The sequence below is a fragment of the Lelliottia jeotgali genome (assembly GCF_016771845.1).
GTDB lineage: Bacteria > Pseudomonadota > Gammaproteobacteria > Enterobacterales > Enterobacteriaceae > Enterobacter > Enterobacter jeotgali.
The window spans coordinates 38,777-61,342 of record NZ_JAENMQ010000005.1; the positions used below are offsets into that span (position 1 = coordinate 38,777).

A 22,566-nucleotide genomic window follows, 5' to 3' on the forward strand; every position below is an offset into this window, starting at 1 on the left:
ATTCCCGTTAAATTAAAAATGGATTGATTTGAAAATTAGCTGATTTACCTACTATCAAAGAATTAAAAGGGTTAAAGATGAGTAATCTTCCTACTACAGTAAATACAACCGCAGTAACAACTGGTGTTGATAACTTCACAACATCATTAACTACCTACCTCACCGATTTGAATCTTCCGGCAAATGGCGTTTTAGTCGGCAATGATCAGAGATACACTGTAATCGATAACTTCCCAAAGGTTATTGGCGGTATTGACAGTGTAAGGCGTGCAGATTCTTTATATCTATCAAAGTTTATTGCAGCGTGCGGCGCTGGCCTTTTTGATGCAGCACTCAATTTTTTATGGAATGAAACAGTAGTAAATTTAAGATGGAAGGTTTCCCTTAACGATATAGACTATTTTTATGACAGTATTGTCACTGACACAAAAAGAAGAGATAAACTTAAAACTGTAGATGATTTAGTTAATATAGAGGAGTGGGAACTTGTTAAGGGTTGCCACTTAACAGGATTACTTTCGGATATAGGTTTTAAACATCTTGATTATATAAGAGACATGAGGAACTGGGCTAGTGCAGCACATCCTAACCAAAGTCAGCTAACAGGATTCATGCTCATCTCGTGGCTTGAAACCTGCATCAAAGAAGTGATTGCGAAAGAACCAGAACCTTCTGCATTACAAATAAAGAGAGTACTATCTAACATCAGAGGCGCTATCTTAGATGGCGATGACTTAGCCCATATAAAATCCGCGATGGAAAGCCTGCCTCAAGATGTTGTTGATTCTTTCTTAAGAACTATATTTGGGATGTATACTAATGACAATGCAGCTGTACAGGTTAAGAATAATATAAAAGGAATTGCAAAAAAATGTTGGGATCTTTCGTCAGAAACTACGAAGTATAGTTGTGGTATAAGATATCAATCTTTTGCAGCTAACGGTGAGAGAGCTAGGAAAGATGCGGCTAATGAGTTTTTAACAACTGTATCTGGTCTTCCATATCTTCCATCTGACTCTTTGGCTGTTGAAATATCAATCAGAGTGACGAATCTATACCAAGCCCATTTTGGATGGAATAATTTCCATAATGAACCAGCTCATGCATCTTCTTTGGCTGCATATATCTCTTCTGCTGGAAATGTTCCTGATTCAGTTCGATTCGAATATGTTAAGACTATAGTTTTATGTTATTTGGGTAACAGCTATGGAGTGTCTAACATGGCCGTTTCTTACTATGAAGAAATGATTGGTAAGTTCGGCGAGGCTGAGTTAAAAGAGTTCGTTAAAATAATTTATGATAAAGACGTAATATCTAGGCTTGCAACTCAAACATGTGCTTCTCGATATAAACATATAGCATCACATTTTGTTAGCAGAACTACCAATCAAATAACCTCGCAAGCTCTAAATGCGATCATAGCATCGACTGACCCCCAGTTACCGAACCTATCGAAAGCAACGGCCTACGATAAGCTTATTCGCTCATACTAAATACTGTTAGGCAAAAACAAGCTTAGATCAGATAACAGCCCTCTCTATCCGAGGGCTTATTTACATAAATGCTACATGAATATCCGCTTCTCGCTCGTTGCGGACCCACCTTGATCATCATTATCATGCATTTTCGCCATCAGGCCATACCCGCAAGGTCCGAAACGCATCCCTTTGCGGTTTGACAGCGCTTACCGGCCAGCCGGCGAGCCGTAGGGGATCAATAAACCCGATATAATTTTTGATTAGTGCAGTAAATATAAAGCTAACCGGCAATTTCTTCTTCCAAATCATCTGGATGTGAAAGCTCACCCGGTTCTGGTTCCATATATATAGGGTGTACGATGATGATTTCAGTTTTGATGACAATCCCGGCACCACCATCACCCCCAAAATCAGGAGAAATATTTACCTCTGGTAATCCCCCCAACCCATCAGTTACCTGCACCGAGGTTAAAGGAAAAGTTATACATTCCTTATTGTCAGGATTTATTGCAACCACCATACTGATATGCTTTTCTACACTTAACCCATTACCTCCTGGGTTAGGTCCAGCAGGCGATGTGGCTTTGTCGCCCCCATTGTCTGAATCTGAGCACTTATAGCATTTCTGGCTGGTTTTATGAGATGTAAAACGGTTTACATAGAGTGCGAACTGTTCTTGCGTCATTCCAACTATTGAAGAGAAAGCATCTTCTAGTGTCTCATGAGTATCTCTGCTTGGCGCGAAATAATCCCTCACAATCAATTGAAAATTAGAGTCTTCATACTGAGCACCAACAAAATAATGTCCCTTTATTGAAGGTTTTCCCTCGTCGCTAAAACAATCTCTGGCAGCATTATAACCTGACACTTTCCCAAGGAATTTATTATTGACCTCTGAATTAAACCCCTTGCTCCCGAGGTCTTTTTTAAACTCTACAATATAAAACCTGTAGTTTTTCAAAGAGTCTTTAGTAACTATAATAGTGTCACCTACCCGCTCCTGAATCCCGTCCAAAGGAGCTATACTTTTAATAATTCCTTTCTCCAGACAGTCAGCAATAAATTTGTACTCAACTGTTTTTTCAAACCATACAACTTCTTGTTTAGTGGCTGAATTACTATTCTTCATATAACCACCCCCCCCCCAATTTGAATAATAACATTCCATAACATTTGATTTGGTAATTAACAGGCAGGAAATATCACATCATCCCTATTTTCGGCCCTAATCAAAAAAGACGATGCACCTAAGCATCGCCAAATGAATTTACCATCAATATGTATCCATGGTTAAGAACATCTTAGCTATCGTTAGCTATCGGCTCTGCATTCGAAAACATGAGCAGGTCTGACCAGTTGAGGGTTTCCGCCACATCTCCTTTGTGTTTTTCAAAGACTTTTACGGAGATATTCATAGCCTTCACAGGTCAGCAAAATCTGACTGGAAATTTTCGGTAAATGTTCCCGTGTAGCTGTAAGTCTCCCGCTTACCGCGATAAGCCTGCCGGCGGTATCCTCCTCAACCGTACGGTGATACCGATGCTTTGCGTGAGAGCTGGCGTACCTTCCGAATACAGCGGTGGAATAATAATTAGCCCCCGGGGACAAGCCTAAGCGGTGACCGCACTGGCCAGCTTACAGCATGGTATGTCGCTGTACGAGCTGATGCAGGGAATCCCCTTGCTTATATCTGTCCCAGATAATCACTTTCTGTTCTGGCGTGTAGTAATTCGAGTTCTTCGTTTCATGGCAACGTCCCCCTTGATTAAGTGTAGCGTTACATCGACCCGTTGAACTTACAGCCAAAAGTGGACTGTGGGGAAAACTAACTTTTTTTATTAACATCTGGAAATAGAGGTGCTAAAAATTTTTCGGGCGGATTCAAGTATATTATACCATGCATGTAACCAAGCCATCCAAGAACGTATAATAATACGCTGAGCATTCTTTCCGTTAAAAGCTTAGGGTCGCATAATATTTCATCGAAATTCCGTGGTGATTTTTCTTTCATCATATTTTCTTCTGATGCCCTTAAAAAATTAACAATCTTATCTTCAAGCTTTGGACTATCTATTCTATGAGCCAACTCATTTCTAAGTTTATTTAGTGCATCAAGTACAGGCCACACACCTCTAGGGAACTCTATCTTATACATATGAACTCCGTAAAGCGCTTCTGCTAATTTCAATTTGTGATGAAATGAGAATTGAATACCCTCTAAAGCATTAGGAGCCTTACAGTGAAGTAAAACAATTTCGTACAAAATCTCTTCCAAGAAAAGGTGGGCCTTTAATACTAATGACGTCATGTCAAGTTCAGGAGTTAGATGTTTATCGTATTTCGATTGATACTCTTCAGTGAGCTTATTCAAACTTTCTTGGTCCATATGCGTCCACCCATAAAATGTTAAATTTAACGCGGTTGTTGGCATCATTAAAGCGCAACAGGGTAAATGGCGCGTTCTAAATTGATGTTGGCCTGTCCGGCTCCTCCTCATCCACTGTATGTGGTATCAACTGAAGATGCAAAAACTACAATAAATAATGTTTCGGACTAAGCTGCTTAGTTTTAGACGCTGACCTGCTCCTCGTTGATTCAAACATAATGCTCTTAGCAATGTCCGCTTCTCGCTCAAAACAGCCATTCCCCCCATACCAAATTCTCCCGGCCCTCAGGCCGGGAGCTATCCAGTCAACTTCCCCCGCGAATCAATCCATCCTCCGGTTTACGGCGGATCGCCGGGATATTGCCGGTATCGTTCAGGGGATAGGGGAAGGTTTTGAGCCAGGTGGCGACTTTGCGCTGGTTAATATCGATGATGCTCAGGCCTTCCAGGCAGCCCCACAGCTCGCGGGTGTTTTGCGGGGTGATGACGATGCAGTCCGGCATGACGCGGATTTTGACCGGCATTCCGTCGAAAAACCCGGCTCTCTTCAGCCATTCGCCCTGAAGGGGAATATAGCTCTGGCGGATCCGCGAATGCAGCTCGCAGCAGGCGGCGCTGGATTCCGGAGTGTCGGCTCTGGGATGGATCGCGGCGGCATCGGGCGCTTTTCCGTGCAGACGGCGGGCGCTGGTTTTGCGAGTCACCTCGGGGAAACGATCATTAGCCTCTGATCCTGGAAGATCTGTTTGGGCCACGACAGGATCTGGCATACACTTCTGAACAGCCATAAATAACTCCTTCTAAGTTGTTTGTGGTCAGCGGCGTGAAGGTGTTCTAGCACCTTTGCGCTGCGTCTTCTTAATTACGTTACTTTCATTCCTTTCTTTTAATTCCCTGGTTCAACCTTGTTAATTGCGCGCGTGCCTATTCTACCTTGCTGGATATAAATACAGGCGATGTGATTACGGGCAAAGTTATTAAATGCGGCGGCTCTTCAGCAAAAATTGAAGGGGAATGTAACGATTGCAGGAATGGCTGAACGGTGCCCGCGAATTGCCGGGTGGCGGCTGCGCCTTACCCGGCCTACAAGAGCGTGATGACCCTGTAGGCCCGGTAAGCGTAGCGCCACCGGGCGGGTGTTTTAAACCGCTCATCCCAAAACCTCCCGGCCTACAAAAGCGTGATGACCCTGTAGGCTCGTGCAAGCGAAGCGCCGCCGGGCGGGTGTTTTAAACCGCCCATCCCAAAACCTCCCGGCCGACAAAAGCGTGATGACCCTGTAGGCCCGGTAAGCGCAGCGCCACCGGGCGGTTGTTACGGGACTTTTCGGTACAACCTTCGTGGATGCCCGATGCTGCCATACTGCAGCTCCGCGCTTATCAACTTTGCTTCCACGCAGTATTCCAGATAACGACGGCAGGTGGTTTTGCTGATGCCGGTTTTTTCCACCACCTGTTCCACGGACCAGTTTGTGTCAGGATCGTCGCTGAAAACCTGTTTCACCCGCTCAAGGGTATTGGGTTCGATGCCTTTGGTTGACGGCACGGCGGAGGTGTCGGCGGCAGGGAGATTAAACAGCTTGTCCAGCGCGTGCTGATCGACCACTTTTTGCTGACGCAGGGTGTGGACCAGCAGCATAAAACGTTCCAGCGACGCCCGCAGGCGCTGGAAAAAGACCGGTTTGATGAGGTAGTCAAACGCGCCGCTGCGCATGGCGTGGCTGCAGGTCTGCATATCGCTAGCGGCAGTGATAAAGATCACCGAACATTCGAAGCTTTTTAGTAACGGGCTGTCAATCAGGTCCACGCCCTGACCGTCCGGGAGATAATTATCGAGCAGGATCAACCGCGGCTGGTGGCGCTGCAACAGGGCGCGAGCCTGCTCAAGCGTGCTCGCGATCCCGACGACGCGCAGGTGGAAATTCTGTTCGATATACTCGCGATGCAGTTCGGCAAGATGCGGCTCATCTTCCACAATGACCACATCAAGCGGCTGGCTGTGCGTCATGGACTCCTCCTGTTTCAAAAGGAATGAACACCGAAAATAGCGTGCCCTGCGGCGTGTTATCCGTCACTTCAATGTTGCCACCGGCCCCTTGCACATAGCCTGCCACCAGATAGAGACCAATTCCGTGCTCGGCCCCCGCCAGCTCATCGTTTGTCTGCGGTTTGCTGGTCACGCCCTGTTCAAAAAGATGGGGTTTCAGCGCATCGTCCACGCCGCTGCCCTGATCGGCGACTTCAATCAGCAGATCTCGATTGCGGTCTGAAATATAGAGTTCGACAGGCGCGCGGGGCAGGGGCATTTTCAGCGTGGCGTCCACGGCGTTATCCAGCAGATTACCTAGCACCGACATCAGCGCTGTTTCGGTGATCCCCGGAGGAATGCGCATCAGCTGGCACACGGGATCAAACTGTAGTTCGATCCCTTTTTCCCGCGCGCTTACGTATTTCCCCAGCAGTAGCCCGCACAGCGCCGGTGAGGTAAAGCGCGAGGAGACAAAATCCAGCACCTTTTGCGCGCCCTCCGACTGGGCCTGAATGTAGTGAATCGCATCGTCATAGCGCTGCATTTGCAGCAGGCCGACCAGTGTGGCGGTCCAGTTCAGCTGTTCGTGGCGCATGATGCGCAGGTTGTCGGCGTAGCGCCGGACCTGGCTTAACTGGCTACTCAGGGTGTTGATGTCATTTTTATCGCGGAAGCTAAACACCCAGCCGTTGGCTTCGCCTGGGTCCAGCGTAATCGCCACGCGGTTAACGATCATCTGCTTCTGATTGAGCACCGTAATCTGGTCGTGTTGTGCCACACCGCTGTCGGCGAAAAAGGCCGGAGGAAGATGCACCACCTGGTCCAGCGGTTTGCCAATCAGCTTCTCTTCCGTCTGCGTCAAATCGAGCAGCTCCCGCGCGGCCCGGTTAATCAGAATCAGCTGTCGCTCGCCGTTCACAGCAAAAACGCCTTCATACATCGCTTCCAGCAGCGCTTTTTGTTGCCGTACCAGCAGGGCAATGTCTTTTGGCTCCAGCCAGAACATCTGTTTTTTAACGTTGCGGGTGAAAATCCACGAAAAGAGAAACAACAGCAACAGCAGGGCAACGCCATACAATGCCGCCTGCCACAGCAGACGCGCGTTGATATTGGCGATGTAAGAAGTGAGATAGCCGACGGAAACTATACCAATCACCTGATGACGCGTATCGAAAATGGGCGCTTTGCTGCGCAGCGATACGCCAATGCCGCCCTGGCGCATCGAGATAATGGTTTTGCCGCGCAGCACCTCGGCATTATCACCGCCAATCATCGGCAGGTTCAGGCGCTCCGGCGATTCGGAGTGATACAGATGCTGCTCGTTTACATCGCCGATCACGAAATAGCTGGCATCGCTTTGATCGCGTAACGGCTGGATTATGCGAGCAATGCCGTCGATATCCCGGGCTTCGACTTTCTCTGCCAGCCCCGGCATCAGGGCAATTTCACTGGCCTGCACCCGTGCGCGCTGGCCTAAATCATGATGCAACTGTTTGTCGATGACGTGATACAAAATCCCGCCCAAAATCGCCAGCAGCAGGCAGGAAAAGAGCACTAGCGACAGAAAAAGCTTCACCTGAAAAGGGAATCTGGGTTTCATGTGGCCTGCAACGAAGGGGGCTGATGGACATGATCGCAGCCTAGCATGCGGGCAGAAGTGCCGGAATCAGGATGTTGCAGAGTTGTGAACCTGGCTAAGACTTCCGAAGGGGAAAGGCGCGCGAAGCGGAGCAGGGGCTTCGCGCAGCGCGATGACTAGGCTTTAAAACCGGTGTCGCCGATTTGCGCCTCAGCTGACCAGCGCAGCAGTTCGGCGGTGGCCGGTTCCCCCTCTGCCGGGGACCAGCGGGCAAAATCGTCTTCCGCTACCGGCTGATAGCCGCCGTGTTTGACTTCAAAAATCACGCCGCCGTGATCTAACGACAGCACCGAGTGCCAGGTGCCCGCCGCCATTTCAACGACCTTGCACTCTTCGCCCAGCACCACGCGATGCGTGACATTGCCCTCGTCATCAAAGTTGAGTACCAGGAAACGGCCACTCAGCGCAAACAGCAGTTCAAAGGTGTGCGGATGGCGGTGAGGTCGGACATAGGTGCCCGGTTCCATCGCAATGGCCAGGCGTTGTACCGGGTCGCTTAATTCAGGGTGAAGATTACGATGAGCGCGTAAACGTGGGGCACTGGCTGCCGCGTCGCTCTGCTGACGCATGTCACTGAGAGTGATAGTTTTCATTTGAGTTGCCTGACATTTTGCTGACGAGCACGACGCTCCGGAATTCAAGAGTAACAGCCGCCCTGCATGCCGAAAAGCGGGCGGCTGTAAAAAATGTATCAGGCGGCTAACACGCAGGCCTGGCCGTTGATCGTTACCTTGACTGCCGCCCCTTTCTGCCAGTGCTGCTGGCTCAAGGTTTTGACCTGCAACGCCATTGGCCAGTCCGGGGACGTTAAGGTCAGCGTCGAAAGATGGCCGGTGAAATCCACTTCGCTGACTATCGCTGTTGGCTGCGGATGGTCAGCCATAATCCTCAGTTGTTCCGGGCGCAGCATAATGCGTCTGTCGCCCGTGAGTTGCGGATTGCCGACGGGGACATCGCCCAGGCAACACCGCGCCATGCCATCGTGCACTTGCGCCGCGAAAATCAATGCGTCACCGAGAAACAGCGCGGTCTCTTCATCTACAGGCCGGGAGTAAACCTCCACTGGCGTGCCGACCTGGGTAAAACGCCCGTTACGGATGACCGCAATCTGGCTGGCAAACGACAGCGCTTCTTGCTGATCGTGCGTCACCAGAATCGTGGCGACACCGGCCTGTTCCAGCAAATCCGCCGTGGCTTTGCGCGTGGCGGCACGCAGACCGGTATCCAGCGCCGAGAAGGGTTCATCCAGCAGCATCAACGCCGGTTTTTGCGCCAGCGCGCGGGCCAGTGCCACTCGCTGCTGCTGACCGCCGGAAATTTCATGCGGCCAGTGTGAGGCAAGACGATTATCGAGAGACACCAGTTCCATCAATTCCGCCACGCGCAGGCGATTTTCTTCTTTCGAGCCTTTCAGACCGTAAGCGATGTTGTCGCCGACTTTCATGTGCGGAAACAGCGCACCTTCTTGCGGCACAAAACCAATGCCTCGCTCATGGGCGGGGACAAAGGTGTGCTGGTCGAATAGCACCTGATTGCTCAGTGTGATCTGCCCGGCATCCGGGGTTTCAAATCCGGCAAGAATGCGCAGCAGGGTGGTTTTACCGGAACCGGACGGCCCGACAATCGCCGTTCTGCTTCCGGCTTCGACTTTCAGGTTCAGGTCGTCCAGCACGGTGATCTGGCCGAATTTCTTCGAAATGTTCGATAACTCAATCATCTTACAACCCTGCGAGTTTTTGTGACTGCACGTAGAGAATGCCGGTGAGCGGCAGCGAGATAAGGATCATCAGCAGGGCATAAGGCGCTGCGGCGACATAATCAATTTCACTGGTCAACGCCCAGAACCCGGTCGACAGCGTGCGGGTGCCGAGCGGTGAAAGCAGCAGCGTGGCGGTTAACTCATTACAGATGCCAAGGAAAACCAACGCGCCTCCAGCGGCGGCACCGGGTGCGGCAAGGCGTAGCGTCACGCTCCACAACGCGGTGGCGGGCGTTTTACCTAAGCTTCTGGCCACGTTTTCAAGCTCTACGGGGGCCTGAGCGATGCCCGCGCGCAGGTTGATCAGTGCGCGTGGAGCGAACATCAACAGGTACGCCAGGAACAGCGTGATTTCGGTCTGGTAGATGGGGCGCGCGTAGTGAATGGTCACGGTGACCAGCGCCAGCGCCACCACAATGCCGGGCAGCGAGCTGGTGAAATAATTACAGCCCTCCAGCACGCGGAACAGCGGGCGAGGATGACGCACCGAGAGCCACGCAATCGGCACACCGGCAAGCAGCGTGAGTATTGCACCGCTGGAGGCGAGCACCAGGGTTTGCTGGAGCGATAGCCACAGATTGACCTGGTTCCAGTTCTCTAAACCGCCCAGCCACAGCCAGCGACAGAGCACCGCGAGGGGCACCACAAAGGCCAGCAGGATCACCGCGAAGGCGAAAACTTGCCCGAGACACTGAGAGGCGTAATGAAGTTGCCCGCGTTTTTGTTCGCGGGGCGCTCCGGCCCCGACTCGCGCGTAGCGTGCTTTACCGCGCGTCGCACCTTCCAGCGTCAAAATAGCCAGACAGCACAGCGCCAGCACGCCCGCCAGCATATTGGCCGCCGGACCGCTGAACGTCGACTGGAACTGATCGTAAATGGCGGTAGTGAAGGTGTCGAAGCGAATCATGGCATACAGGCCGTACTCCGCCAGAAGGTGCAGTGCGACCAGCAATGCACCTCCCCATACTGGCAGGCGCAGCTGCGGCAGGACAATACGAAAAAAGACGCGCAGCGGCGGCGTGCCTAACGAGGCCGCCACATCTTCGAGCGTCGGGTCCAGACGGCGCAGCACGGCGGCGACGGGCAGATAAATAAAGGGATAATAGGCAAGCACAGACAGGAAAACGCCCGCGCTCAAACCGTGAATCGAGGGCACGGCGCTCACCCAGGCATAGCTTTGCACGAACGCCGGAATGGCGAGTGGGGCAACCGCCAGCATCGACCAAACCCTGCGGCCCGCGAGGGTGGTTCGTTCTGTCAGCCAGGCGAGCAGCCCCCCCACAAACACGCACAGTGGCACGGTCACCAGGACTAATAACAGCGTGTTGCTGAGCAACTCAGCAACACGCGGGCGAAAGATGAGTGCTTTAACGGTATCCCAGCCGGTATCAAAACTGATGTACACAATAAAGGCCGGCGGGATCAGCGACAGCAGCGAAAACACCACCGCCATTATCACCATCACGGGCGCGGGGCGGTGCTGTGACACCGGACGCGCCGCGATGGATTTATCAGTAACATTCACTACGGACATTCAGCACTCACCACGTTTGTTACGATTAAAGCAGGCCAGCCTGAGTCATCAGGTCGATAACTTTTTTGCTGTTAAGCGATGACGCTTCAACTTTTGGTGCATCCAGATCTTTGAGCGGAACCAGTTTCGGGTTGGATGCCGCGTTCACACCCACCGCATATTCAAACGCGTCGTTGGTGCGCAGAGATTCCTGGCCCGCTTTGCCAGTGACCCACTTCATAAAGGCCTGAGCCTGCTGCGGGTGCTTACTGGAAGCCAGCACACCGCCGCCGGAGATGCTGACGAACGCGCCTGGGTCCTGATGTTTAAAGTAGTGGAGCTGGGTGTTTTTGCTGTTTTCGCCGGTCTTTGCCTGGTCGACAAAGCGGTAATAGTGATAGATCACGCCACCATCAATCTGACCGGCATTCACGGCTTTCATCACCGTGCTGTTGCCTTTGTAAGCCACAAAGTTGGTTTTCATCGCTTTCAGCCACTCAAGCGTCGCTTTTTCACCTTTCAGGGCCAAGACGGCACTGACGATAGCCTGGAAATCCGCCCCTGATGGAGACGCCGCCCAACGGCCTTTCCACTCAGGTTTTGCGAGATCCATCAGCGAGTGCGGCAGCTGTGCTTCGGTCAGTTTCGCCGGGTTGTAAACGAACACTGTGCTGCGGGCTGCAATGCCTGTCCAGCGGCCATGCTCTGGACGGTAAGCTGGGGCCACCTGAGCCAGCGTCGCGGCATCCAGCGGTGCAAATAATTTGGCGTTATCAACCAGCACCATCGCCGGAGAGTTTTCGGTCAGGAACACGTCGGCAGGGGACGCGCTGCCTTCCTGCACCAGCTGGTTACCCAACTCGCTGTCGCCGCCGTTACGCAGCGTCACTTTGATACCGGTTTCTTTGGTGAAGCCATCCACCCATGCCTGAACCAGGTTCTCATGCTGCGCGTTATACACCACGATGCCTTCGTTGTTGTCGGCTGCCATTGCCTGCGGCGCAAGCAGCATCGAGGAAGTCATCATCGCGAGGGAGCATAAAGACGATACGCCAAATTTCATAAGTTAATCCTTCATAAAAGTGAGTCATTAGCACCAGAAAGCATAACGAGGCGGATTACAGCACAATTATTAAAGGATGATAATGAAAGTTATTATCACTTGTGTAGAAGGCAGCGAAATCGGGGTGATCGCACTTTTTCTGGCATAAAACACCAGTTTGATAAGTACGACCAAAGGAAAGATTAAAAAAGACTTAAGATGAGTGAATTATTTTGTTCTGAGCATTTAAACGCCATCAGCCCAGAAAAAATCCAGCTTCGCGGCTATTCCCACATCATTTTGCTGAGTGCTGCTGTCCACATACCAGGCTCCCAGCGCGAGCGTTACCCTTTTCGAGACCGGCGCCGACCAGCCCAGCTCTGCACCTTTTAACGTATCTGCGTAAGGATACCTGCTATTGATGGCCTGCGATTCGCGGTTGACTCTTGCCCACACTAGCCGGGTGCTAAAACGCTGTTCATTTTCCAGTACCAGCTCAACCTTTGCGGAAAAACGCGTCCCGTCGCCGCCCATCGCCTCTCCCAGAGAAGCGCCTTGCTGGTAATAGCCCTCGTGGTAACAATAGTGATAATAAATATTGCCGGTTTTTTTCATTCCTGAACGCGTATCCGCACCTTCGAGATACCCGTTTACCTGCCGGTTGCCCCAAAGATAATTCCCCTGCAGACCGGCTAAGAACGTATTATGTGAGGGTAAAACACCGGCCTGATCGTCTCCGATGACCTGCCCATACACTGAGAGCGGAAGCCCGGTGAGGGTGAATAGCTTCCAGTTAATATCCGCCCCCGCCATTTGATTGCCGGGGTCACGAGCCTGACTTCCCGTATTATCTCGCCCCAGGAAAGCATCGCGAAACGAGGCCATATCATTTGGACGACCTTTGCCTCCCCACATCATAATTCTGGAAAAACCAGTTTCCAGAGAATCTACGGGAGTAAAGGTGAGTCGCCCGCCGATCAGCTTCGGTTCTTCAGGACTGTGATACTGACGTATTTGCCCTGCGGAAAGCTGATATTGCCAGCGTCCGGCCCAGGAAAGCCACGGGGATTCAAACGGTGACTGTTCAGCGCGCTGCATCATAAACCCAACGACCGGACGCGCGGCATCAGAGCGAATAAGGCTTCCGTCATTGCCCGGCCCCCACCATTGCGGTATTTCCCCGAAGGCGATCCACTGGTTGAAAACGTTCATCCCGGCAAAGGCCCCGTTCAAATTTCCACGTGTAATATCATCGATATACTGATCGTGTTCGCGTTGCCCCTGTAAATTTATATCCCAGAATTCTCCGCTGAACTCCAGCGCTGCACTGAACCCGTTGGCACTGGTTCTGGAAGCGCTAAAACCTGCCGGTAATATCGGTTTTGCTGATTGCGTCCAGGAGCTAACTCTCAGGGGCGCTTTAATGTCGCCCAGACGAGAACGCACCCTGGTGATGACCCGTTGGGCAGCTGGATTATCCTGGCTTTTAGCGCTGCGAAGCGCACGTTCAATTTCGTCCTGGCTAAGCGGCCAGGTGGACAGATTGATATTGATAATATTACGGTTATTTAGCCATGTCAGATCGCTTCGAAGAATATTATCGCCAGAGACAAGTCCAGCAGAATGAATATATAGAGGAGCACATGTCAGGCTTATTCCAATGAAGGACCAGAGTAATGGTGGCGACAATTTCATACACATCCTTTGTGGTTTATGCCCGCTTCAACTCTCTTTCTGCTTCGAGAAAGTCAGGGGTGTTGTGATTCAGCGCCTTCATGACTTTTAGTAAAGTGAATAACTCGTAATCTGAATGAACGTCAAACTTACCCATGATCATTCTTTTATGCGTAAAAACAGTTTTCACACTAATGTGCATAATTCCGGCAATTTGCTCTGCTCTGTCACCCCGGTAATAATGCGTTGCGACATTTATCTGCTGTGGCGAAAGCGTTTTATGTTTGCAGTCATGACACTTCCAGTGATGAGGCAAGATTGACTGCGTGCGACTGCTTTCCCAGCCGTGGAATATTTTCTTTTTAATTCTGCTTACAGGTTCAGTACGATTGATAAAAATAATATTTTTAAAACACAGTGGTAGATCATCAAACTGCGGTTTGTGGTTGCCTTCGTAAATCCCGAGAATCAGGCTGTTTTTCTTACGTGCATGTAAGAAAGGGTGGCAGATACTGATTTCTCCGGGCGAAAGCCCGAGGACAATCACATCCGCCATCGCGATGCTGTGCGGTGCCATTTCGCTGGTGACTGAAATACATTCATCAAATTGTTCCAGAAATACCTTACCAAGCAACGCATTCATGCCGTGTCGGTAAAAACTGTCGCATTCATCAATAATTATTTTTATCATCATAAACCAGATTGAGGGGACAGCAATAACACCCCCATTATAATAAACACAACGCACCTGAAGTGCATGCGCGACCACGATGAGAATAATGAAGAGAAGCTTCTGATTCAGGTATTAATGCCCAAATAAAAGAACTCACAAGAACAATCACGATCAGCGCTTTCATTATTTTTGATAAAAGATACAAACTTTTACCCCCAGAGTTTTTTGGTGAAATCCGTCCCGCAGGTTGGCGTGATACCGCCCCGCTTTGATTCCTCTATTGTCATTTTCCTGGTTTAAGGAGAATTAATTTCCCTGGTGCTGTCTTAAAGCTCTCCTTGCTTCAGGGTGGGTTCTTATTTTGCATTCTTATATATTGAGTGTCTTACACTCAAGTTTTTTGTGGGTCTAATCGTAGACCCATTAAGCAGTTATTTGAATGTTCATAATATTGAAAAAAATAATTCAACAGTGAAGTAAAGCAGAGGCGTTTTTGCGTCGCTATTTCGTTCTCAGAAGGGGCTGTGGTCTTGGCATTGATGTCAATAATTACCGACTTTTATCAAACAAAAAATCTACAAAACTAGACATCTATCGAATTTTCATCTTAAAGTCCTACTCCGGGCACTAGACAAAACCACCGTCCGGTTATCAAATGGTTAAATAATATTTCGCTGGATGTAAAAGACTGGCCTTGCACATCTTGGGCTGGCAAACAATCTGGTGGTGATTTGCAACACGACACACCTCTTCGGGAGAATTATGCAATCCTCTGTTAATCAAAAAGAAAGTCGAACTTTCTTCGGTCATCCTTATCCTCTTGGCTCGCTGTTCTTTACGGAAATGTGGGAGCGCTTCTCGTTCTACGGTATTCGTCCGTTACTGATTCTGTTTATGGCTGCGACCGTTTATGACGGCGGCATGGGGCTGGCACGCGAGAACGCATCGGCTATCGTCGGTATTTTTGCGGGCAGCATGTACCTGGCGGCACTGCCGGGCGGCTGGCTGGCGGATAACTGGCTCGGCCAGCAGCGCGCGGTGTGGTACGGCTCGATTCTGATTGCGCTCGGCCATCTGTCGATCGCGCTCTCGGCCTTTATGGGTAACAACCTGTTCTTTATCGGCCTGATGTTTATCGTTCTCGGTTCCGGTTTGTTCAAAACCTGTATCTCGGTGATGGTCGGCACGCTCTACAAGAAAGGCGATGCGCGTCGTGACGGCGGCTTCTCCCTGTTCTACATGGGCATCAACATGGGGTCGTTTATCGCGCCGCTGATCTCCGGCTGGCTGATTAAAACTCACGGCTGGCACTGGGGCTTTGGCATCGGTGGTATCGGGATGTTGGTCGCGCTGGTTATCTTCCGCCTGTTTGCCGTCCCGTCGATGAAACGCTACGACAGCGAAGTCGGTCTGGATTCCACCTGGAACAGCCCGGTGGCGAAGAAAAATGGCGTCGGCGGCTGGCTGCTGGCGTTGGCCGTCGGTGTGGCGGTGGTCATTACCTTGATTGCGCAGGGCATCATTGTGATCAACCCCGTCGCGGTGGCCAGTATGCTGGTCTACGTAATTGCAATCTCGGTGGCACTGTACTTCATTTACCTGTTTGTCTTTGCCGGTCTGAATCGCAAAGAGCGCGCGCGTCTGCTGGTGTGCTTTATCCTTCTGGTGTCTGCCGCTTTCTTCTGGTCCGCGTTTGAGCAAAAACCGACCTCGTTTAACCTGTTTGCGAACGACTACACCAACCGCATGATCGGTGATTTTGAAATTCCAGCCGTGTGGTTCCAGTCAATCAATGCGCTGTTCATCATTCTGCTGGCACCGGTGTTTAGCTGGGCATGGCCGATGATGGCGCAAAAAGGCCTGCGTCCGAGCAGCATGACCAAGTTTGTTATCGGCATTCTGTGCGCGGCGGCGGGCTTTGGCCTGATGATGCTGGCGGCGCAAAATGTCCTGAGCAGCGGCGGAGCAGGCGTTTCCCCGATGTGGCTGGTGGGCAGTATTCTGATGCTGACGCTGGGTGAGCTGTGTCTTAGCCCGATCGGTCTGGCGACCATGACCCTGCTGGCACCAGAGAGAATGCGCGGCCAGATGATGGGGCTGTGGTTCTGCGCCAGCGCGCTGGGTAACCTGGCGGCGGGCCTGATCGGTGGTCACGTGAAAGCTGACCAACTGGATATGCTGCCGGATCTCTTCGCGCGTTGCTCAATTGCACTGCTGATTTGTGCCGCTGTTCTGGCGGTGCTGATCGTTCCGGTGCGTCGGATGCTGGAGAACGCTCAGACTAAAACTGAGTCGAAACCGGTGACTAACGCCTGATAAGCACGCTATTCGCACGCACAAACCGGCGCACCTGCGCCGGTTTTTTTTGTTTTCAGCCGGTCGTGTAAGGTATAAACGTTGCACAAACCCCATCCAAACGAGGCTAGACATGTCTGATGCCGCCGCGAAAAATATCCTGAATATCTACGAGACTTATGCCTGCGCCTTTGCGCGGCTGCGCGCCCGTCATTTGATGGAAAAAGGCTGGCTAGACAAATTTACCCGGCTGATCGGATCAAACGGCTCGATTCTGGATATCGGCTGCGGTAACGGAGTACCTATCGCGGAACATTTTATCCGCCACGGCTATCAGCTGACGGGCGTCGATGGTGCGTCTGCGATGCTGGAAAGGGCGCTTCAGGCGTTTCCAGAACAACGTTGGGTGAATCTGGATATGCGCCAGATGGCGCTGGAAGAAACCTTCGACGGGCTGATCGCCTGGGACAGTTTTTTCCACCTGACACAAGACGATCAGCGCCAGATGTTCCCGATTTTTGCGCGTCACAGCCATCCTGGCAGCGTATTGATGTTCACCAGCGGGACGGACAACGGTATCGCGATGGGGGAATTTGAGGGCGAGCCGCTGTATCACGCCAGCCTGTCACCCGATGAGTACCGGCAACGGCTGGCGGAAATTGGTTTCGCGGTCATCGATGTGATGTTTGAAGATCCAGAGTGCGGCGGTCATTCAGTCTGGCTGTGCCAACGAGCCTGAGATTCATCAGCAAATATGTTTTATTGTTTTACATCATAACTTTTCATTTATTCTCGTCCTAATGTGTACTTGCTTTCTTCCTTTTAATGAGAAATTTAAATGAAAATTAGACCATATTTGATGGCGATTTTGGCTGCGTGCTGCGTTTTTATGACGAACAGCGCGATGGCAAAAAACAATGGTGTGTCGGATGCGAAGGTTAAAGAAAATGTTATTGCAGAATCTATTGCCTCTTATCCCAGCGTCTGCGCGTGCCCTTTTAATCGAGCAAGAAATGGTAGCTCATGTGGCCGACGTAGTGCATGGAGCAAGGCCGGAGGGTATGCTCCAGTCTGTTATAAGAATGAGGTAACGGATGAAATGGTAAAACAATGGCGAGAGCAAAACGAAATTTAATTAAGTTTAGAAGACATATTGCCGATACAACAATATATACCCATTGTTACGGATGATATATTAAATGGAACAAACCCAATCTGGATTAGCGGAAAAATTAGCGTTATTTTTCCAGCAATGGCCAAAGGGTCTGAACATTTCAGATGACCGCTCAAATCCCGTCTTATTTCCAGAGCCTGATGCTTTGCAACATTTTTTCACTGCGCTGAACAAACCCCTTCTCGCTATACGTCATGATTCGATTCGCTTTGATCCGTGGCACGCTGCGGGTATAGGCCACAATGAAGTACGTAACTCGACGCTGCTGGCATGGCTACTGGACCCGGCCGGGAGTCATGGCTTTGGTCCAGGTCCACTTAACGCGTTATTGAAAATACTTCACAAACGAAGTGAAGGTAAATTCCCCTCAGAATTCAAGCGTTATTGCCGGGTTCAGGTTGAGACAAACCCTACTGGCGATAGTCGCAATCGTGTCGATATAGAAATGGATAGCGATACGTTTTTCTTGTTAATCGAGGTCAAAATAAGGGCCGGGGAACAGGAAAATCAAATGCAACGCTATTGTGATGAAGCTGTCGCCAGGGCCGGTATTCGTCCCTGGGCTGTGGTGTTTTTAACCACTCATGGAGGGGCGTCGCAAACGGCTGGACCCAACGTTTTACCTGAACATATCCCGGCGATTTCGTGGCGACAGCTTGCTCTGGCATTTGATAATGCCGTTGCAGATACCTATCAGGAAATCACATCATCAAAGCCCATTTCAAACGCACGTCTGATGGCGGCCTGTTCGGCAATCAGTTTTATCGATCACATGCGTAAGTTATAAATAAAGGAATAAAAATGACCTATTACAATGATGAGGAACGTCAGGCGGGTGCGCTGCTTCTTTCGCAACTGAAGATGTTTAACCAGGCGGCCGTTGTTTTTGAAAATCAGATTGAACCTGCCTTCATAAAAGCTTTTGATCAATGCGTAAAACAGTGTGTTCTGGCGAATGACTGGCATGGGAATTCCAATATTGAAGATAAAGATTATCTCTGGATTTCGCCATCAAGCTGGTATGTATCTGAAGACAAATGCAAATGTTGGTTTGAAAATTATCAGACTGACAGCCGGGTTGAGGACTATTTTCTGGCGGTATTGACGCATAATGCGACCGAAAAAACTGCTTTTGGTTTTCGTCTGGCCCTGGATAACAGTATTTACGGCGGCGTGCGCAATTTGAAGCACTATGTGAATGAAAAAACACGCCCAGTGCTTGAAAAGTTAGCCGCAATGGGATTTGAAGATCATGGGAAAGGTAATTTCTTTATCCCGTTATATCTGGATGGTGGGCAACTCTCAGAGTGCTGGCTAGAGTATGGCAAGTTTCCTCCCGAGCACACGTTGTTCGATCCGCTAAAGGAGGTGTTAGCCAAATTGAAAGAAGCCGTGCCGCTTTTCGATGAGATTCTGGTGCCGTTGCAAAAAGACTGAATACCCTTCTCACGCCCGAATCATGTTTATCGGGCGTGACGTTACCCCGCCTCCAGCATCCCGAAACTCACAATCCGCGAGCGTCCCAGCTCTTTGGCGCGATATAGCGCCACGTCTGCCGCGCGCAGCAGGTTATCGCTCTGGGCGTGCTGCGGATAGCTGGCGATGCCGATCGACACATCGACCGGGCCAATCTCCGCCAGCCCGTAGCGCAGGGATAAGGCGCGTACACCCTCATAAATCTCGGTGGCGCAGGCATGAGCGCCTTCTTCATCGATGTCCGTCAGCAGTGCCAGAAACTCTTCGCCGCCGTAGCGGAAAGCGATACCGTTGTCGTGAACGGCACGCTGAACGATAGCCGCCACGCTTTTAATCACCTGATCGCCCGCTTCATGACCAAATCGGTCGTTAATGCTCTTGAAGTGGTCGATATCGATCATCAGGCAGCTTACCGGCTCATCATTGCGCAACGCCTGGCTCATCAGGGTTTGCATTTTGTCTTCAAGATGATGGCGATTGCGCAGGCCGGTTAACGGGTCGTACAACGCTTTTTCCAGCAGGGCGTCGCGCAGGCGTTGGTTAGCCAGCGCCAGACCCAGTGCTTCAGCCATCAGTTCCAGATAGGCGCGAGACGGCGCCGTTTCCGGGGTGATGTTCTGGAAAGAGAGCAAACCGATGGCTTCCCCCTGTGCGATCAGCGGCACGCAAAGCGACTGATTCGCCGCAGATTCCGGCAGGTGATAGCAGGCGATATCCGGTTCACCGTTGACCGGCGGATGGCTCTGACCGCGACGCACCGCCCAGCATTCATCCGGATGAAACGGGGCTTGTTTTGTATCTGGCGTTAGCCACTGAGCAACGCAGCGCATCTGCCACGGATCGCGATCGAGAATATACAGCTGCCCGCCAATGCCCGGCGCGATATTGGGGGCAAAAAGCTGGGCGACGTTAATCACATCGGCGAAATTCTCACAGCCCTGCAGACGTTGGGTCATACGCGCCAGCAACTCGCGGATCGCCCAGTCGGCGTCGCGCTCTTTCTCCAGCTGCTGTCGCACGAGGCCGTTCTCGCGGAAAATGCGGATCGCCTGCGCCATATCGCCGATCTCATCGATCTGGTTAAAGTTGGGTGTTTCCACCGCGTAATCCTGCGATGCCAGTCGATGCACGACATCGCTGAGACGCACTACCGGGCGCAGCACGCGGCGTTTTAAAATAAAGCCCATCACGAACAAAAACAGCAGGGCGGTCAGCCCGACCATTACTTCCGACAGCGTGCGCAATGTTCGCGACGCCTTGGTCGCTTGCTCAATCGCATTATTGGCGCGTCTGTCCAGCATCAGATGGAAATGGTCTATCTGATCCTGTGCGCGGTCCAGTTCCTGTTCGTACGGTTTGCCATAAAGCAGTGCGATTGCTGGTGCTGTTTCACCGCGCGCCAGGCTGGCTAATGCGGTTTGCTGCTCGTCCTGCAGCTCATCAACAATCTTTAATCCCTCATGCAACAGCGCCAGTTCGTCGTCTGTCGCACCTGAATCCTTTAACCTGTTTAGACGATGTTCAATGCTCTGCATCACCTGTTCTTTTTGACGATATTCCTTCAGCGCGTCGGGGTCTTTATTGACGACGTACAGACGCGCCAAATCCGAAAGCGACCATGCATCGGTTTCAACTTCCTCGGTCAGTTGATCAAAAACCTGGCGCTGTTCAACCGCCTGACGCTCGGCATTATCAGCATTCGATGCCAACAGCATGACCACGCCGGAAGCGAGAGTCAGGCACACCGTGGCACCGTAGGCCCAGTTCGTTATGGTGGCAATTCGCACCTGTTGGATCCTTTTCAGCCATGTGTGGGATAGCACTTTTGAAATTATAGGAAACGCATGATTTGGCGTGACAAAAAAATGGCGGCCAAGGGCCGCCTGTTTGTGGTTTGTGGTCAGAGAATCACAAATCGGAAGGATTTTTCCCCTCTTCGATGAAAGCCTCGTCGATTTCGTCTACATTCCCCGCGTGATCGCGACCGGAGAGCAAATTCCAGCAGGCGATGAACAGTGCGGCGACCAGTGGCCCAATGACAAATCCGTTGATGCCATAAATTTCCATACCGCCCAGCGTGGAGATCAAAATCAGGTAATCCGGCATTTTGGTGTCTTTCCCAACCAGCAGCGGACGCAGGATGTTATCCACCAGCCCAACAATAATCACGAAGAAGCCGACGATAAAGAACCCTTGCCACAGCTGCTGCGTGGCAAACAGGAAGATGGCGGCAGGCACCCAGATAATGGCTGAGCCGACGGCGGGGATGAGCGACAGGAAGGCCATCAGTGCGCCCCACAGAACGCTGCCATCGATGCCCGCAATGTAAAAGGCGATCCCGCCCAGCAGTCCCTGTACGACGGCGACCACCGCAGTACCTTTGACCGTGGCGCGCGAGACGGCGGCAAATTTAGCGAACAGGTGCTGCTTAACAAAGTCCGACAGCGGCAGCGAATCGAGGATCTGGCGCACCAGATACGGTCCGTCTTTGAGCAGGAAAAACAGCAGATAGATCATCACGCCAAAGCTTACCGCAAAACCAAACGTCCCTTTGCCAATCAAGAAAGCGCTACCTGCCAGGTATTGTCCGCCTTTCAGGGCGACGTCAGACAGTTTTTGCTGGATCTGGGCTGCGTTATCCCAGTTGTGCTCGACGAGGAAATTCCGCGCCCAGTCCGGTAAATGCGCAAACAGGCTCGCAACCACTTCCGGGAACTGCGGATTAGTATGCTGGAGCTTGGTGTAAACCACGTTCAGCTCGATGGCGAGCGACGAGAGGATCACGATCAGGGGCGTAAACACGATCAGGCAGATAATCAGCAGCGTCAGCAGCGATGCGACGCCGTTGCGTTCCCCGACCCAGCCACGCAGTTTGTTTTTCACCGGATGGAAAATCACGGCCAGGATTGACGCCCATAGCACGGCGGAGAAGTAGGGCGCGAGGATGTCAAAGAAAGCCACTGAGACAATGGCGAGAATAAGAATGAAGAAACCTTTAGTCAGTCCGTTAAAGCGCATTAGCGAGTCCTGGTGGCTAAGAAACAGAGTCGACTATAGAACCCTTTGGCAGATTTACCAATTTTGTTGGGTGGATCACATTGCTGCCGTGAAAGAAGCCGGGTGGCGGCTGCGCCTTACCCGGCCTACCAAACCCGGTCAACCCGCAGGCCCGGCAACGCGCGCATGAGTTCATCATAAGCAGATACCACTTTCGACTGACCGAAGAGGTCAGCGCTCCGCGCCATGCTGTAAGTATCTGCTTGTGGAGGTGCTTATGGCCTGGCGACCGATTCTCTACGTCATTCTCACACATCACCCTCGTCTCAGCGCGCGCCGCGCCCGGCTGCGGTTGGTTCACGGCTAGCTTTTTGTTAACAATCACGGTATAACGAACCTTCTTTGGATGTTTAGATGTCCATACGTTTAGAA

The 22,566-nt window shown here is 51.2% G+C and carries 19 protein-coding genes; 6 read left to right on the plus strand and 13 right to left on the minus strand.

Annotated features, from left to right (window positions below):
* Positions 1 to 77: 77 nt before the first annotated feature.
* Positions 78 to 1,493: a hypothetical protein gene (locus tag JBO43_RS12060; protein WP_202674396.1), complete on the plus strand. Its 1,416-nt coding sequence runs from the start codon at positions 78 to 80 to the stop codon at positions 1,491 to 1,493.
* A gap of 265 nt (positions 1,494 to 1,758) precedes the next feature.
* Here the strand turns inward: JBO43_RS12060 and JBO43_RS12065 are convergent, their stop codons facing one another.
* From JBO43_RS12065 to JBO43_RS12115, 11 genes are all read right to left on the minus strand, one after another.
* The gene (locus JBO43_RS12065) at positions 1,759 to 2,607 is read right to left on the minus strand and encodes a hypothetical protein (protein WP_202674397.1); all 849 of its coding nucleotides are present in this window, start codon (positions 2,605 to 2,607) and stop codon (positions 1,759 to 1,761) included.
* 696 nt (positions 2,608 to 3,303) lie between these two features.
* Positions 3,304 to 3,864: a hypothetical protein gene (locus tag JBO43_RS12070; protein ID WP_202674398.1), complete on the minus strand. Its 561-nt coding sequence runs from the start codon at positions 3,862 to 3,864 to the stop codon at positions 3,304 to 3,306.
* A 305-nt stretch (positions 3,865 to 4,169) separates the two neighbouring features.
* Positions 4,170 to 4,652 (minus strand): SymE family type I addiction module toxin, encoded by a 483-nt coding sequence (locus JBO43_RS12075; protein WP_202674399.1) that lies wholly within the window; start codon positions 4,650 to 4,652, stop codon positions 4,170 to 4,172.
* Between the two features lie 526 nt (positions 4,653 to 5,178).
* Positions 5,179 to 5,871 carry a response regulator gene (locus JBO43_RS12080; protein ID WP_103949965.1) on the minus strand — a complete coding sequence of 231 codons (693 nt, stop codon included), beginning with the start codon at positions 5,869 to 5,871 and terminating at the stop codon, positions 5,179 to 5,181.
* Positions 5,849 to 7,492 carry an ATP-binding protein gene (locus JBO43_RS12085; protein ID WP_202674400.1) on the minus strand — a complete coding sequence of 548 codons (1,644 nt, stop codon included), beginning with the start codon at positions 7,490 to 7,492 and terminating at the stop codon, positions 5,849 to 5,851. Before JBO43_RS12085 ends, JBO43_RS12080 begins: the two co-directional genes overlap by 23 nt.
* 155 nt (positions 7,493 to 7,647) lie before the next feature.
* On the minus strand, positions 7,648 to 8,124 hold the full coding sequence (locus JBO43_RS12090; RefSeq protein WP_095280903.1) for a WbuC family cupin fold metalloprotein: 477 nt from the start codon (positions 8,122 to 8,124) through the stop codon (positions 7,648 to 7,650).
* Between the two features lie 98 nt (positions 8,125 to 8,222).
* Positions 8,223 to 9,248, minus strand: a complete 1,026-nt coding sequence (locus JBO43_RS12095; RefSeq protein ID WP_202674401.1) for an ABC transporter ATP-binding protein — start codon at positions 9,246 to 9,248, stop codon at positions 8,223 to 8,225.
* A 1-nt stretch (position 9,249) separates the two neighbouring features.
* The gene (locus tag JBO43_RS12100) at positions 9,250 to 10,752 is read right to left on the minus strand and encodes an ABC transporter permease (protein WP_407929813.1); all 1,503 of its coding nucleotides are present in this window, start codon (positions 10,750 to 10,752) and stop codon (positions 9,250 to 9,252) included.
* 97 nt (positions 10,753 to 10,849) lie between these two features.
* Positions 10,850 to 11,866: an iron ABC transporter substrate-binding protein gene (locus tag JBO43_RS12105; RefSeq protein ID WP_103947669.1), complete on the minus strand. Its 1,017-nt coding sequence runs from the start codon at positions 11,864 to 11,866 to the stop codon at positions 10,850 to 10,852.
* A 225-nt stretch (positions 11,867 to 12,091) separates the two neighbouring features.
* Positions 12,092 to 13,540, minus strand: a complete 1,449-nt coding sequence (locus JBO43_RS12110) for a capsule assembly Wzi family protein (RefSeq protein ID WP_202674403.1) — start codon at positions 13,538 to 13,540, stop codon at positions 12,092 to 12,094.
* 16 nt (positions 13,541 to 13,556) lie between these two features.
* Positions 13,557 to 14,213 (minus strand): helix-turn-helix transcriptional regulator, encoded by a 657-nt coding sequence (locus tag JBO43_RS12115; RefSeq protein ID WP_202674404.1) that lies wholly within the window; start codon positions 14,211 to 14,213, stop codon positions 13,557 to 13,559.
* Between the two features lie 741 nt (positions 14,214 to 14,954).
* Here JBO43_RS12115 and JBO43_RS12120 point away from each other — a divergent pair.
* The 5 genes from JBO43_RS12120 to JBO43_RS12140 all read left to right on the plus strand — a co-directional run bounded on the left by JBO43_RS12120 (position 14,955) and on the right by JBO43_RS12140 (position 19,098).
* Positions 14,955 to 16,508: a peptide MFS transporter gene (locus JBO43_RS12120; protein ID WP_095280908.1), complete on the plus strand. Its 1,554-nt coding sequence runs from the start codon at positions 14,955 to 14,957 to the stop codon at positions 16,506 to 16,508.
* 112 nt (positions 16,509 to 16,620) lie between these two features.
* Positions 16,621 to 17,226 carry a class I SAM-dependent DNA methyltransferase gene (locus JBO43_RS12125; RefSeq protein WP_202674405.1) on the plus strand — a complete coding sequence of 202 codons (606 nt, stop codon included), beginning with the start codon at positions 16,621 to 16,623 and terminating at the stop codon, positions 17,224 to 17,226.
* A gap of 99 nt (positions 17,227 to 17,325) precedes the next feature.
* A complete protein-coding gene (locus JBO43_RS12130) occupies positions 17,326 to 17,622 on the plus strand; it encodes a hypothetical protein (protein WP_202674406.1) in 297 nt (98 codons plus the stop codon).
* A gap of 64 nt (positions 17,623 to 17,686) precedes the next feature.
* Positions 17,687 to 18,448 carry a PDDEXK-like family protein gene (locus JBO43_RS12135; RefSeq protein ID WP_202674407.1) on the plus strand — a complete coding sequence of 254 codons (762 nt, stop codon included), beginning with the start codon at positions 17,687 to 17,689 and terminating at the stop codon, positions 18,446 to 18,448.
* 14 nt (positions 18,449 to 18,462) lie between these two features.
* The gene (locus JBO43_RS12140) at positions 18,463 to 19,098 is read left to right on the plus strand and encodes a hypothetical protein (protein WP_095280912.1); all 636 of its coding nucleotides are present in this window, start codon (positions 18,463 to 18,465) and stop codon (positions 19,096 to 19,098) included.
* A 41-nt stretch (positions 19,099 to 19,139) separates the two neighbouring features.
* Here JBO43_RS12140 and JBO43_RS12145 read toward each other — a convergent pair whose 3' ends face one another.
* Positions 19,140 to 20,924 (minus strand): diguanylate cyclase, encoded by a 1,785-nt coding sequence (locus tag JBO43_RS12145; RefSeq protein ID WP_095280913.1) that lies wholly within the window; start codon positions 20,922 to 20,924, stop codon positions 19,140 to 19,142.
* 121 nt (positions 20,925 to 21,045) lie between these two features.
* A complete protein-coding gene (locus JBO43_RS12150) occupies positions 21,046 to 22,155 on the minus strand; it encodes an AI-2E family transporter (RefSeq protein WP_095280914.1) in 1,110 nt (369 codons plus the stop codon).
* Positions 22,156 to 22,566 lie beyond the last annotated feature (411 nt).

Excerpts from the sequence above, each read along its gene's own strand:
- JBO43_RS12060 (WP_202674396.1), top strand. The coding sequence starts at position 78 with ATGAGTAATCTTCCTACTACAGTAAATACAACCGCAGTAACAACTGGT.
- JBO43_RS12065 (WP_202674397.1), bottom strand. The coding sequence starts at position 2,607 with ATGAAGAATAGTAATTCAGCCACTAAACAAGAAGTTGTATGGTTTGAA.
- JBO43_RS12070 (WP_202674398.1), bottom strand. The coding sequence starts at position 3,864 with ATGGACCAAGAAAGTTTGAATAAGCTCACTGAAGAGTATCAATCGAAA.
- JBO43_RS12075 (WP_202674399.1), bottom strand. The coding sequence starts at position 4,652 with ATGGCTGTTCAGAAGTGTATGCCAGATCCTGTCGTGGCCCAAACAGAT.
- JBO43_RS12080 (WP_103949965.1), bottom strand. The coding sequence starts at position 5,871 with ATGACGCACAGCCAGCCGCTTGATGTGGTCATTGTGGAAGATGAGCCG.
- JBO43_RS12085 (WP_202674400.1), bottom strand. The coding sequence starts at position 7,492 with ATGAAACCCAGATTCCCTTTTCAGGTGAAGCTTTTTCTGTCGCTAGTG.
- JBO43_RS12090 (WP_095280903.1), bottom strand. The coding sequence starts at position 8,124 with ATGAAAACTATCACTCTCAGTGACATGCGTCAGCAGAGCGACGCGGCA.
- JBO43_RS12095 (WP_202674401.1), bottom strand. The coding sequence starts at position 9,248 with ATGATTGAGTTATCGAACATTTCGAAGAAATTCGGCCAGATCACCGTG.
- JBO43_RS12100 (WP_407929813.1), bottom strand. The coding sequence starts at position 10,752 with ATGGTGATAATGGCGGTGGTGTTTTCGCTGCTGTCGCTGATCCCGCCG.
- JBO43_RS12105 (WP_103947669.1), bottom strand. The coding sequence starts at position 11,866 with ATGAAATTTGGCGTATCGTCTTTATGCTCCCTCGCGATGATGACTTCC.
- JBO43_RS12110 (WP_202674403.1), bottom strand. The coding sequence starts at position 13,540 with ATGAAATTGTCGCCACCATTACTCTGGTCCTTCATTGGAATAAGCCTG.
- JBO43_RS12115 (WP_202674404.1), bottom strand. The coding sequence starts at position 14,213 with ATGATGATAAAAATAATTATTGATGAATGCGACAGTTTTTACCGACAC.
- JBO43_RS12120 (WP_095280908.1), top strand. The coding sequence starts at position 14,955 with ATGCAATCCTCTGTTAATCAAAAAGAAAGTCGAACTTTCTTCGGTCAT.
- JBO43_RS12125 (WP_202674405.1), top strand. The coding sequence starts at position 16,621 with ATGTCTGATGCCGCCGCGAAAAATATCCTGAATATCTACGAGACTTAT.
- JBO43_RS12130 (WP_202674406.1), top strand. The coding sequence starts at position 17,326 with ATGAAAATTAGACCATATTTGATGGCGATTTTGGCTGCGTGCTGCGTT.
- JBO43_RS12135 (WP_202674407.1), top strand. The coding sequence starts at position 17,687 with ATGGAACAAACCCAATCTGGATTAGCGGAAAAATTAGCGTTATTTTTC.
- JBO43_RS12140 (WP_095280912.1), top strand. The coding sequence starts at position 18,463 with ATGACCTATTACAATGATGAGGAACGTCAGGCGGGTGCGCTGCTTCTT.
- JBO43_RS12150 (WP_095280914.1), bottom strand. The coding sequence starts at position 22,155 with ATGCGCTTTAACGGACTGACTAAAGGTTTCTTCATTCTTATTCTCGCC.